Consider the following 13,556-nt stretch of genomic DNA (forward strand, 5'->3'; position numbering starts at 1 on the left):
ACATATAGTAATATATCCCACCAATATGGTAAGATATGCCTCAAAACTGGCAAGTTAGTCACCAGTGGTCAATTCTATTATTTTAGATATTAAGGGAGGCGTGAGAACAACGGCAGTGGCTTCAAATCCTAGTATGTAGAGATATCATATTTTGATTGAAAAGAGGGAAATCTTTGAAAAAGCCGATCATTTTGCAAAAAATACCTGTCGTATCACTCGCTCTTGCCTTGACGGTAAGCTTATCTCTGCCGTCTTTCAGTTCTGCCGCTACCGCAGATCTACAAATCAATTCATTTTTAAAAGCTCAGGAAGCATTAACTATTGAGGCGGCTCCGGCCTTTATCTCACCTGAGCTGAGTACAGACTCCTCCCGTCAGGTCAGAGTCATCGTGCAGCTTGATGGTGAGCCCCTAGCAGTGGACAAATATGCAGCACGTTCAAGCGCCAAAGCTTTCACCGCTCAATCCGAGCAAAAAGCCGAATCTGCGATCGCCACCGAGCAAACCACGTTCGTAGACCAAGCCGCTGAGCACGGTATTTCTCTTCAAGTAAATTACCAGTACAACACGGTGCTTAACGGACTGGAGGTTACAGTGCCAGCCAATAAAATTCCAGAATTGGCTAAACTACCAGGCGTTAAATCCATTCACGAAAACAAAACATATTATTCTATCCCCGTGCAGGACCCGCCAACACTTACAGCCAACGAAGCCACTTATGACAATGCGCCACTGGACCAAATTGGTGTTCCTGAAGCCTGGGCCAAAGGATTGAATGGCGAGGGAATCAAGGTCGGGGTTATTGATACCGGTATCGATTATGAGCATCCGGATTTGAAAGAAGCCTACAAAGGCGGTTATGACTCTTTTGAACAGGACAACGACCCCTACGAGGAACCGTTCCTTGAAAAAGAGAATGATCCATACGGCACAGGTTTTAGTGGAACGACACATGGTACTCACGTCTCCGGTACAATTGCCGGGAAAGCCGCGAATAAATCCTCAGATATTGTACAAAAAGGGATTGCCTATAAATCGGACTTATACGTATATAAGGTGCTTGGACGCAATACCAAGACCGGTCGTTCCTCCGGTTCCTCGGCACAGGTCATTGACGGTATAGAACGTGCTGTCAAAGATGGCATGAACGTCATCAACCTGTCGCTAGGCTCGGATTCTGAAAAGGATCCCAACTCCCCAGACGCCATTGCCATCAATAATGCGGTACTTTCCGGGGTAGTCGCGGTCATCGCAAACGGTAACGCTGCACAACAAGGGCCCTATTTTTACTCCATGGGTTCTCCCGCAACATCCCAGCTGGCGATTTCCGTTGGTGCAGCCACTTCACCGAGCAAAAGCTTCTCGGGCACAGCCTCGGTCACACGCGACTCCTATTGGGAGGCTAACGGTGAATTAAAGAAAACCGTAACTGCTGATGCTTATGCACATTACGATTTTAATTTGATGGGCTGGGAGACAGGCAGAGAAGACTTTGCCTCGGTTTTGGGAACTGCCCCTTATGAGCTTGTATATGCTAATTTGGGACAACCTGATGATTTTGAAGGAAAAGACGTAGCAGGAAAGATTGTTCTCGTTTCACGGGGCAACTTGGCATTCGTAGATAAAATCACAAATGCGAAAGAAAACGGCGCGAAAGCCGTGATCGTTTTCAATGGAAATACGAAACCTGGTGACATTACCAAGGCTGATTTAGGGGAAAGTATTTCAGGTCGCGATGACTACGTTAATTCCAATTTGGGTGACAGCTTCGACTTTATTCCAACTTTTGACATGAAAGGTAAGGAAGGCCGTGCACTTGCTAAGCAAATCGTGGACAACGCTGGAGAAAAGTTCTCCGTTTCCTTTGGAGCAAACTATATTCGCACAGATAATGCAGGTAATACCATGGCCGATTTTAGCTCCCGTGGACCAAATGGAGATGAACTGCTGAGTATCAAGCCAGACGTGAGCGCACCGGGTGTTGGCATTTTGTCGACGTACCCTGCCTTCGCCAAGTTCTATCCAGATGCATCCTATGAGCAAGCTTACAAACGCAGCAACGGAACGAGTATGGCATCCCCACATGTAGCTGGACTGGCTGTGCTGCTGAAGCAGCAGCATCCGAACTGGACACCGTTTGATATCCGCGCTGCTTTGGCAAACACTTCGGTTACACTCTATGATGAGGATAAAACTCAATATGATGTGTATTCCCAAGGTGCAGGTCTTGTAAACATTGCGAATGCGATTCAGACTCCAGCCCTGCTGGAAACCGTTGAAAAGATTACGATTCTTGACAAGAACTTTAATCGGCAGGAGGTTGTGAATTATAATCCTTCCGCCAGCTTCGGGCTGTTACGACCTGGTAGTGATGCGAAGCAGATCCAGCTTCAACTCAAAAACTTGTCCGCAAACCCTGTGCAGTATGAAGCCAGCTACGTTTTACATGATAACGTCACCTCTGATCCAACTAAGCCTATTGCAACACCTGACGTAAGCAACATTGCCGTTCAGTTGCAGGGGGTTGGCGCGAATGGATCTATCTCGGCAGAACCAGGCAAATCGCAACCGTTCTTCCTGTCTGTACAACCAAGTGCGAATGCAGCTACTGGTGTATATGAAGGAGAGGTTATTCTAAAAAGCGCTGGACAGCCGACACTTCATCTTCCGTTCGTTGTGCATGTCGGCAAAGAAAATCCAACGACAGGCTTCGGCTTGCAGGACCTGAGTTTCACGAACCCGATTATTTACCCAAATCGTACAGGTGCGCAGCGCACAACAGATTTGGCTTTCCGTCTGACCACAGATAAAACCAATCAGATCGCGCTCTATGTATATGGATTAGATGATAAGCTGATCGGTCTGATTGATGGGATTGCCACTACCAAGGAGCAAGGTACTAACGCTCGCCTCAAACAAGGCGCATATTCCTTCAAGGGGATTGGCGGAAGTTACGTTGAATTTGATGACAATGGCAAGCCTGTTCTGGATGCTAACGGTCAGCCTGTTATTCAGCACTTGAAGGATGGCGTGTACAAGCTGGAAGTCAGCTCTCCAGAACTGAATGAAAAGGGAGAAGTCGAACGCAATACCGATGGTCCTAAACTGTTCACTGCCACTAAATCGATCCGTGTGGATAATAGTGCCCCATCCGGTGGTAGTAGTGGCGGCGGGGGTGGAGGTGGCGGCAGAAGCAATACTACACCTTCTGCTGCAACTAATACATCCACCCCTGTCGCTACATCTGCACCTTCACTGCAAAGCGTAGTGAAGCAAGGACAAGCTGTAAAAGCTGTGCCTACAGCCGTTGCGTTAAACAATAATATACAGTCACTGACAGTAGCTGATGCAGACCTGCAGGCTGCTGTGACAACAGCTGGCTCCAGCCCGACAGCTATCGTATTGTCGGCTACTAGCCAAGCAGGCCAAACGACTAAAGCATCACTCACTTCGTCACAGCTGGCAACGCTGGGCAAAGCCGCAGCAGGAAGCAGCCTGATTGTGGGCAATACAGGTTCTTCCCTAGCATTGCCAGTATCAGCTCTAAAAAATGCACCTCAAGGTGCAGGCATTGAAGTGAGTATCAGCAGCCAAGCAGAGGCGAGCGGCACATTTACAGGCAAGCTTAAAGGCTCGAATGTGATCGGCACCCCGGTAGGGTTTGAGGCCAACGTAATCACTGGCGGTAAGAGCCAACCGCTCAAAGTTGCGCCAGGACAATTTATTAGCCGATCCTTTACCGTACCTGGTCAAATTGATCCTAATACAGCCGGTGTGCTCTATACAGCGAACGGAAATGTCTATCCCGTCCCATCCGTCTTCACCAAGCAAGTTGATGGATCTACCGTCGTTAAGGTAAGCCGTCCGGGCTTCTCGACGTATGCAGCGGCGACACGACCTGTTAGCTTTGAAGATATTTCATCGTCGTATGCCCAATCCGAAATTCAATCGCTTGCAAATAAATTGCTCATTAACGGCACAACCGACACGAAATTCTCACCGAAGCAAAACGTGACGCGTGCAGAATTTGCAGCCTTGGTCACCCGGGCACTTGGCCTGACACCAGGTACTGCTGCACCATTCAGTGATATTCCGGCAGGGAGCTGGTATGCCGGGGATGTGGCGGCCGCTTATGAGGCCGGATTGATTACAGGTCGCAACAACGACAAGTTTGATCCGCAAGCAAATATCAGTCGTCAAGAAATTGCTGTTGTGCTGGGCAAAGCAGTAGACCTGCTTCAAATCAAAACAGCAGCCGATGGTCCTGCACGCACACCGTACCATGATACTTCATCCTTTGCAGGCTATGCCAAGGACAGTATTGAAAAAGTAAGTGCGGCAGGTATTATTAACGGAGCCACGATTAAAGGCTCTTCCTACTTCCAACCGAATGTACCTACAACACGTGAGGCATCTGCCAAGGTGCTGCATGTTCTCTTACAAAAAGCTGCACTCATTAACTAACAATTACAAAGCCCCCCGAGCCGTTATTTAACCAAAGTCGCGGTTCGGGGGGCTATTCTTATGTTAGACCATAATCTGCGATACTATACTGTTCCTGCTAAAGGCAGCGTTACTTTAAATATACTTCCCGTTCCCAGTGTACTTTCAGCTGTAATGCTCCCTCCGTGTGCTTCCACGATTGATTGCGTAATAGCCAGACCAAGGCCCGCTCCGCCTGAGCTGCGTGTACGCGATTCATCTCCACGATAAAATCGCTCAAATATCCGCTCCAGCTGTTCCTTCCCCATGCCGGGTCCATTATCACGAATTTGAATATCTGCTAGCTTCTTACCAGCCGATAAGTTGACATGGATCACTCCCTGCTCCATATCGGTATGTTGAACAGCATTGTGAAACAGGTTAAGTACGACCTGTTTGATCTTATCGCCTTCTGCCAATACCCGAACACCTGCCGTCATATCAAAAAATACCTTACGTGTGCCTGCCAGCATAAGGAGCTGTGGCTTCATTTCCAGCAGCAATGCATCTAGCGATATATCTTCCAGCTTCAACTCCGGTGTTCGGTCCAGCTTAGCCAACAATAGCAAATCAGAGACAAGCTTGTTCATGCGCTTGGATTCACCATACATACTTTCTAGTGCTGATTGGAGCTGCTTCGGATTGGATGCTGCTCCACGAAGCAGCACTTCCAAAAACCCGTGGATGGATGTGAGCGGGGTACGCAGTTCATGAGAAGCATCCGCAATAAATCGTCGCATTTGCATCTGCAATTCCCGCTCGGCAGCAAAAGAATGCTCCAGCCGCTCCAGCATTCCATTAAATGAAACTGCCAGGCGATCTACCTCATACTGACCCTGCTCTGCGTCAAAGCGCTCGTCCAAATTGCCCGCATCAATACGTTTGACTGCCTCGACCATTCTGGAAAGGGGCACCAATGTACGGCGAAGCACAGGAAGCATAAGCGCCAAACCAATCGCAAGTGCAATCAGAGACAATAAAATAAAGGTGCGGAGTTGATTAATCAGCTGCTCTTGCATGGAATTCGTGGAGACGCCCATTTGAAGTAACCCTGACGAACGGTCTGGTGGACCGAGCGGTCGAAACACAACCAGCTGCTCTTTTCCCTGTGCATCCGTAATTAATTGATAGCCGTGACGCATGCGCTTGCTCTGCTGCATTGCTTGATACTGCTGAGTGGTGAGGCGCGGCGGTTTAAGCCCATTTTCGTTGGACAAGCTCTGAAAGGTGCCGTCTATACCTATAGAAGCAAGCGACATATCCGGCCAAAACAGAAACGGCCCCGGTCGATTACCTCTCCGATTGGTATCATCTTGGGGAGCGGCGATCCCATTCCCACTATTTTCCTGTGAATCCTTAATCAATAAGTCGACAGGAATTGAATTCAGCTGTGTATTCATAGCGTCTGCTCGACTGCGATACAGAAAATCTTTCATTAGAAAGTATTGGAGAAAACCGATCAACACGAGCAGCAATGCCAAAATGAGTAAGGTTCTGGCCAAAAGCTGGGACCGGAGAGAACGAAGCGCATATTTTCTCCGTTTTTTCCTCCCCGCCTTCATAACAGATCCACTCGGTACCCAACACCACGCAGCGTCCGAATGACCCGATGCTCCTTATCTTTGAGTTTTTCTCGCAAGGAGCGAATATACACTTCCACAATATTATCCTCGCCCCCAAAGTCATACCCCCAGACTCGGTCCAGAATACGACTTTTACTCAGTACGATTCCGTGGTTTAACACCAAAAACTTCAATAGTTCGTATTCGGTAGGCGATAGCTCCAGCACCTGACTCTGATAGCGAATCTCCTTTCGTCGGTCATCCACTTGAAAGGGTCCGTGAACCACTTCCCCCAACAGGTCAGGGAACTGATTTCGCAAACGCGCTTCAATACGAGCCAGCAGCTCATTAAAACTGAAGGGCTTAACGATATAATCATCCGCGCCGAGCTTGAGCCCTTTTACCCGATCATCCACATCATCCTTGGCGGTCAGCATAATAACTGCGATGTTATCCTCTGTCTCCTTGAGACTTTGGCATACCTCAAATCCGTTCATTTCAGGCATCATTACATCCAGCACCGCTACATGCGGACGAAACTCTCTTGCCAGATCGAGTGCATCACTCCCGTTCTCGGCGGTTCTGACTTCATATCCTTCATTAATCAGTCCAAGCTCTAAAAATTGCAAAATATGAGGCTCGTCATCCGCCAGCATAATCTTAACTCCGTGTATTGGATTCATTATTAATCTTCCCTTTCATATTGCTTCATTTTTATCATATTAAAAGTCGATTCATTTTTACCTGTATCTAATATACCTGAATCCTGCCGTAAAAAAAGCACCTCACCCCAGCTTTCAGCTAACGTTCAGGGAGCGCTCAGAACCCATTAAGGTACGTCTGGCATGATAATAGCAAGCCGGTAGTTCACCGGGCCAAGATCGGAATAAATACAAAGAAACTTTCACAGGGAGTGGAATGAACATGATTAAGAAATGGTTTAAGACCAGGGCGGACATCCCCCTGATCATCATTATGCTGATATCCGCATTTTTGAACGGATACAACATCTGGCAAGACAAGTACGTAAACACCTACTACACGACGGCAGTAGCAAGCATGCTGCAGAGTTTTCACAATTTCTTTTTCGCCTCACTTGATTCTGCAGGATCGGTAACGGTAGACAAACCGCCTGTGGTGTTCTGGATTCAGACGTTGAGCGCCTATATATTCGGACTTCACGGATGGAGCGTGATCCTGCCGCAGGCACTGGCTCAGGTCGGATCGGTCTTGCTCGTTTACTTACTCGTCAAACCGAGCTTTGGTACACTGGCCGCACGTTTGGCTGCCTTCGCCATGGCAACCACACCGATAGCCGTAGCGGTTAGCCGCACGAATAACATTGACGCCATGTTGGTCTTCACATTATTGCTCGCAACTTGGCTATTGTTCAGAGGCCTTAAAAATAGCAAAACCGGGCTGATCCTGGCTGCTTTCGCAGTCGTCGGCATTGCCTTTAACGAAAAAATGTTGCAAGCCTATATGATCGTTCCTGCGTTGGGCCTGTTCTATCTGCTGGCTTCCAAGTATAACTGGAAACGAAAAGCAATAACGTTGGCAGGATCGGCAGTGGTTCTCCTGATTGTATCGCTCTCTTGGGCAGTCGTAGTGGATTCCACTCCGGCCGATGAACGTCCTTATATGGGGAGTAGCGGAACCAACTCTGTACTGAATTTGGCCTTCGGTTATAACGGCCTGTCTCGCCTGACAGGAGATCAGGGAACAGGTGGCAATCGTGGCGGTCAACGCTCAGAGCAAAACAATAACGCTGCAACGAATAGCAACATTACGAACACGGATCAGATCCAGACGACTACATCCTCCAACAGCACTACCACTACGGATGACTCTGGTGCCAACAATATGGCAGCAGGCGGACCCGGTGCAGGTGGTCAAATACCACCCGGCGGATTCGGGGGGAACGGACAAGGTGGAGAGGGCCAGGGTGGTCCAGGCGGTGGCCCGGGTGGAAATTCCGGTGGCAGCATGTTCGGTACTGGTGAAAAGGGACCTTTGCGGTTGTTCCAATCTTCCCTGTCAGGCCAAGCCAGCTGGCTGCTTCCGTTCGCAATCATTGCTTCCATCGGCCTGCTTGCCAGTATTCGACGCCGTAATATCACACGGAAACATAAAGAAGTTATCTTCTGGCTCGCCTGGTTGATTCCCGTAGCTGCATTTTTCAGCGTAGCAGGTTTCTTCCATCATTATTACCTAATTATGCTCGCACCACCGATTGCAGCGCTCTTCGGAGCAGGATTCGTAGAATTGTGGCAGCAGTATCGTGAGCGTTCCAACTGGCTCTCCTGGCTGTTACCCGTGGCAGTATTAGCAACATCGGTATTTAGCTGGTTCATTCTACAAAATTACAACGATACCATCGGCAGTAGCTGGTCCATCGCGGTATTGATCCTAGGGATCATCGGCACAGCACTCCTGGTGGTAGCACGAATGAAATCCGAGAAGTTCACAAGATATGCCATTATCGCAAGTGTACTCGCTATGTTTATCGGCCCTGTGTACTGGGCATTGACACCAATCGTCTACGGGGGGAACAGCATGATCCCACAAGCTGGACCGACTCAATTTGGCGACGGCGGTGGCGGAATGCCAGGCCGCAATGATGGCAATAGAGGTGCAAGCTTCAATGGTCAACAAGCCGAAGGAACTCAAATGAATAACCAGACTCAAAATGCAGAGAATTCCAACTCTGTTGGAAATACTTCAAGCACACAAACAAGTACAGACACGGAACAAAAAACTTCTACCCGTTCCAGAGGAATGGGAGGCCCGAACGGTAGCCAAAGTTTAGATCAAAAAACATTGAGCTACTTGCAAAAAAATAACACAGGTGAAACCTATCTTTTCGCAGCAAGCAATTATTCAACAGCCGCTCCTTACCTGGTCGAGGCCGGACAAAAAGTAATTATTATGAACGGTTTTGTGTCTTCCGATCCGGTCTATACCGTCGATAAAATCAAGGCGCTGGTCGAAAGTGGGCAAGTGAAATACTTTATGATTTCTGGTGGCGGCGGTGGACCGGACGGCGGCAACTCCGAAGTCACTGCTTGGATCAAGGAACACGGCAAAGTAATCCCTACAGATGAATGGAAAACAACAACCACAGCAGAAACAAGTACAGCAGTGAAAGCAACGAACAGCGGAGACGAGCGTGGCGGAAGCGGTACTTTATACGAAATCACATTATAAATGAGGAGGAACTACGAATGAGTGAACCTATCCGTTATTCCATAGTTATCCCGATGTACAACGAGGAAGCCGTTATTACGGAAACCTACCGGAGGCTGAAACAAGTTATGGGCTCAATGGGCGAGCCCTACGAGCTGATCTTCGTCAATGATGGAAGTTCGGACCGCAGCGTTCAACTCATCAAGGAATTCAGTCTCAGAGATGACACGATTGTATTGATTGATTTCTCTCGCAACTTTGGTCATCAGCTAGCAATTACCGCCGGGATGGATTATGCGGTGGGAGAGGCAGTCGTCGTCATTGACGCTGACCTCCAGGACCCGCCGGAACTGATTGTTGAGATGGCTAACAAGTGGAAGGAAGGCTATGAAGTCGTCTACGCCAAACGACTCAAACGCAATGGTGAAACTCGCTTCAAGAAATGGTCTGCCAGCCTCTTTTACCGCGTACTTAAAGCATCAACGGATATTAATATCCCGGTCGACACCGGGGACTTCCGCCTAATGGATCGCAAGGTCATAGATGAATTGAAACGTCTGCCGGAAAATAACAGATTCGTGCGCGGTCTGGTCAGTTGGATCGGTTTTAAACAAACTGCTGTTGAATATGAGCGCGATGAGCGGCTCGCAGGCGAAACCAAGTATCCGCTAAAACGCATGATCAAGCTCAGTCTCGACGGGATCACATCCTTTTCGATTAAGCCGCTCAAGCTGGCAGGTTATATCGGCGCACTTTTGTCCATGTCCGGCTTCCTGTATCTGATGTATGTGTTGTTTCTTAACTTTTTCACCGATTCCTATGTGATGAAAGGCTGGTCATCCATGATTAGCATCAGCCTGATCTTCGACGGAGTGATTCTGATTATTCTCGGTATTATGGGTGAATATATTGGACGGATTTATGACGAAACCAAAGCACGTCCACTCTACATTGTCCGTGAGCGTCTGGGTGGACAATACGATAACGGTCCGACACATGCTATGAAGGTTCCTGAACAACGCGAGTCCCTGTACATGAAAGGAGCCCGTGACAGTCTGATTTCGGGCGGACGTACAGTACGCGACAACAGCGCGGTATATACTGGACCCAAATCCGGTCATGGGGCCTAATCTATGAAAAGTCGCATGGCCCAGCTGCTTCCTATGATCCGATTTGGCATCGTAGGTCTGGTGAATACAGGAGTAGATTATATCATTTTTATGCTACTGGCTTGGACCGGAGTGCCGGTCGTGGTAGCGCAGATCATTTCGTACAGCTGCGGCACAGCCAACAGTTATATTTTGAACAGCAAATGGACATTCAGCAAACAACAAGCAAACAACACAAGCAAAGGTCAGTTACTCAAGTTTATCGTCATCAACCTCATCGTATTGGGGATAACCTCCTTATTGCTGCAAGTGCTTCACACTGAAACCGAGCTGCCGCTTGCTTTAGGCAAGCTGATCGCCACCGCAGCCGGAATGATCATCAATTATATCGGGAGCCGATACTGGGTGTTCGGTTCCCCATCCCGAAAGGAAAGTGAATCTCTATGAGAAAAATTACAAAAGCCGTTATCCCTGCCGCCGGTTTGGGAACCCGTTTTTTGCCAGCTACGAAAGCTTTACCAAAAGAGATGCTTCCAATCGTAGATAAACCAGCCATTCAATATATCGTTGAAGAAGCCATCAAATCTGGAATTGAGAGCATCATTATCGTTACGGGGCGTAATAAAAAAGCCATCGAAGACCATTTTGACAAGTCTGTAGAGCTGGAGCAAGTACTGGAGAGCAAGGGAAAATATGATCTTCTGCGTGAAGTTCAAAGCATCGGAGGCAAGGCAGTCATCCACTATATCCGCCAAAAAGAACCGCTCGGCTTGGGACATGCGGTACGCTGCGCCCGTCAGTTCATTGGCGATGAGCCCTTCGCCGTGTTATTGGGCGATGATATTATGAATTCCTCCACTCCGGCGATTCGTCAGATGATGGATGTATACGAAGCCACTGGCAAGCAAGTGGTCGGCGTGCGCACGGTAGAAGAACAGGATGTAAGTAAATACGGCATTATTGACTCCACTCACCAAAATGGCCTTATTCATGAAGTCGGCGGACTTGTTGAAAAACCATCCCCGGCAGATGCTCCTTCGCGGCAGGCTGTCATTGGTCGCTATGTATTGGAGCCTTCTATTTTCTCCATATTGGAGAACATGTCCACTGGAGCGGGCGGTGAATACCAATTGACAGATGCTCTGCATCAAGTAGCATTGCAAAACCAGCTGCTTGCATTGGAACTGGAGGGCACACGCTACGATATTGGTGATAAAGCTGGCTATCTGGAAGCAGTGCTCCACATGGGCATGCAGCGCGAAGATTTGCGTCCAATGCTTGACTCCATGATGCGTGAGTGGGCGCTTGCTTCAATGATTAAATAGGCAAATTTCCTCCTACCGAAATCCGATGATGTTGTGAAATCACGAAAGTAGCTGGTTAAGCACATAAACTTGTACAATGTAAAAGTACAGAGCATCGGAATTTACGCGGTCGCCCGGCCGAAACTAAGGAGGAAAAGCCCCGATGATACCTGAGGGAAATCTGCAAAGTAATGTGGATCGTTTCAATGGCTTTGCTGACAACTACGATCAACACCGTCCAGAAGCGTCATCACTCGTCGTGGAAATCATCAGCCGCTATCTGGATCGGAACGTAGCGCTAGTTGCCGATATTGGCTGCGGTACTGGGCTCTCTACTTTCATATGGAAAGACACCGCTCGTCGAATCGTCGGCATCGAGCCTAACCCGGACATGAGAGGAATAGCGCAGCGCAAGCTGGAGAGAGCAGGAACGACAATGACAGGTACCATTTCCTTCGAAAGCGGGTTCTCCAACAACCTGCCCTTTGAGGACGGCACTGTAGATGTCATCACCTGTTCTCAGTCCTTTCACTGGATGGACCCCGAGAGCACACTCCAGGAAGCAGGCAGGGTCTTGGCACAAGGCGGCGTGTTCGCAGCCTTTGACTGTGACTGGCCTCCTGTGCTGCAATGGCAGATAGAGCAAGCTTATACAGAGCTTATCACCAAAGCTGATACCGTTTTGGAACAGGAAGCTCCTGTAGAGCAACAGGCTCATAAATGGAGCAAGGATCAGCATCTAGCTAATCTGCACCATAGCGGGCAATTCCGCTATATTCGGGAGATTGTCTTCCACAATCGTGAGCAATGTGACGCTGCTCGTTATACTGGGCTCGCTCTTAGCCAGGGAGGAATTCAGAGCCTGTTCAAACTTGGCAATCGAACGCTTGACGACGATATAGCCCGCTTCGTGAAGCTGGTTGAGAATCATTTTGAAGGCAGAACACTGGATATCCTGTTTAGCTATCGTATGAGAATCGGCATCAAGTAGAACGGAATCAAAATCGTCGTGATGATATTCACTTCGGCTCAAGCCAAAAAAAAGACTCTCCTTGTCTCGTGAAAGCGAGTACGTAGGAGAGTCTTTTTTCTTTTAATACATAGCTACATCTACTTCCCTACAATCCCTAGCTGTAGGTTTACTGCGTCTTCCTCTTAGGAAGAGTGGACAGCTAGAATGTGCGCCAACCGATCAGGATAGTCTGTGATGATGCCGTTCACTCCGGCCTCCAGCAGACGCTCCATTTCCTCCGGCTCATTCACCGTCCATGGGTGGTAGACGACGCCTAATGCCAAAGCCTCGGACACCGCTTCCGGTGTAACCACTTGCTTGTAGGCATGAAGTGCTGTAGCCCCGAATTGGGTTGCATACTCCGATGGGCGAACCATAATCTCAATATAGAGCGCTCCCGTCTTGATCTCGGGGGCAATCTGCGCACAGAGCGCGAGCGATTCATGATTGAAGCTGGATAAGATCACCCGCTCTTCTAATCCAAAGCGCTTCACAGCGGCAATGACCTCTTCCTCCATCCCCGGATAGAGATGAATGCTATTTTTCAGTTCCAGATTAATAATGGTATCCGAGGACTGTGCCAGTTCCAGTAACTCACCCAGCATCGGTACCCGCTCGCCTCGAAATTTCTCATCAAACCAACTGCCTGCATCCAGTTTATTTAATTCTTCCAGCGTGATATCTCTTACATCCAGCGGGCAACCTGTCGTGCGCTCCAGCGACTCATCGTGAATCAGCACCAAATGCCCATCTTGGGTACGCTGCACATCCGTTTCAATGCCTGTTGCTCCCAGTTCCAACGCGTGGCGGAAAGCCGCCATCGTATTTTCAGGACATACCCCGGAAGCTCCGCGATGCGCAAAATTAATTACCTTCTGGGTCATAGTCACGATATAATCCCT

Annotated in this window: 9 protein-coding genes; 6 read left to right on the forward strand and 3 right to left on the reverse strand. The window is 48.7% G+C overall.

All coding sequences use genetic code 11. The features are described from left to right. Nucleotides 1–173 precede the first annotated feature (173 nt). Nucleotides 174–4,463 carry a S8 family serine peptidase gene (locus ACXHJ2_RS22035; RefSeq protein ID WP_165083181.1) on the forward strand — a complete coding sequence of 1,430 codons (4,290 nt, stop codon included), beginning with the start codon at nt 174–176 and terminating at the stop codon, nt 4,461–4,463. An 83-nt stretch (nt 4,464–4,546) separates the two neighbouring features. On the opposite strand, the gene ACXHJ2_RS22040 is transcribed toward ACXHJ2_RS22035, so the two are convergent. Further along, complete coding sequence (locus ACXHJ2_RS22040; protein WP_165083183.1) at nt 4,547–6,043, reverse strand: sensor histidine kinase; 1,497 nt, start codon at nt 6,041–6,043, stop codon at nt 4,547–4,549. Beyond that, nucleotides 6,040–6,726: a response regulator transcription factor gene (locus ACXHJ2_RS22045; protein WP_014599406.1), complete on the reverse strand. Its 687-nt coding sequence runs from the start codon at nt 6,724–6,726 to the stop codon at nt 6,040–6,042. The genes ACXHJ2_RS22040 and ACXHJ2_RS22045 overlap by 4 nt, the downstream gene beginning before the upstream one ends. A 241-nt stretch (nt 6,727–6,967) precedes the next feature. On the opposite strand from ACXHJ2_RS22045, the gene ACXHJ2_RS22050 reads away from it, so the two are divergent. The 5 genes from ACXHJ2_RS22050 to ACXHJ2_RS22070 all read left to right on the forward strand — a co-directional run bounded on the left by ACXHJ2_RS22050 (nt 6,968) and on the right by ACXHJ2_RS22070 (nt 12,633). Further along, nucleotides 6,968–9,250 (forward strand): ArnT family glycosyltransferase, encoded by a 2,283-nt coding sequence (locus tag ACXHJ2_RS22050; protein ID WP_185156543.1) that lies wholly within the window; start codon nt 6,968–6,970, stop codon nt 9,248–9,250. Nucleotides 9,251–9,267: 17 nt separating this feature from the next. Beyond that, nucleotides 9,268–10,359, forward strand: coding sequence for a glycosyltransferase family 2 protein (locus ACXHJ2_RS22055; RefSeq protein ID WP_058831192.1), 1,092 nt, complete (start codon nt 9,268–9,270; stop codon nt 10,357–10,359). A 3-nt stretch (nt 10,360–10,362) separates the two neighbouring features. Next, nucleotides 10,363–10,785 (forward strand): GtrA family protein, encoded by a 423-nt coding sequence (locus ACXHJ2_RS22060; RefSeq protein WP_025674426.1) that lies wholly within the window; start codon nt 10,363–10,365, stop codon nt 10,783–10,785. Beyond that, nucleotides 10,782–11,663 (forward strand): UTP--glucose-1-phosphate uridylyltransferase GalU, encoded by an 882-nt coding sequence (gene galU / locus ACXHJ2_RS22065; RefSeq protein ID WP_040102337.1) that lies wholly within the window; start codon nt 10,782–10,784, stop codon nt 11,661–11,663. The genes ACXHJ2_RS22060 and galU overlap by 4 nt, the downstream gene beginning before the upstream one ends. A 142-nt stretch (nt 11,664–11,805) precedes the next feature. Beyond that, nucleotides 11,806–12,633: a class I SAM-dependent methyltransferase gene (locus ACXHJ2_RS22070; protein WP_165083187.1), complete on the forward strand. Its 828-nt coding sequence runs from the start codon at nt 11,806–11,808 to the stop codon at nt 12,631–12,633. Between the two features lie 164 nt (nt 12,634–12,797). Here the strand turns inward: ACXHJ2_RS22070 and ACXHJ2_RS22075 are convergent, their stop codons facing one another. Further along, nucleotides 12,798–13,544: a glycerophosphodiester phosphodiesterase gene (locus tag ACXHJ2_RS22075; RefSeq protein WP_025674420.1), complete on the reverse strand. Its 747-nt coding sequence runs from the start codon at nt 13,542–13,544 to the stop codon at nt 12,798–12,800. Nucleotides 13,545–13,556: the final 12 nt, after the last annotated feature.

It is taken from the genome of Paenibacillus sp. ALE3 (assembly GCF_054113405.1).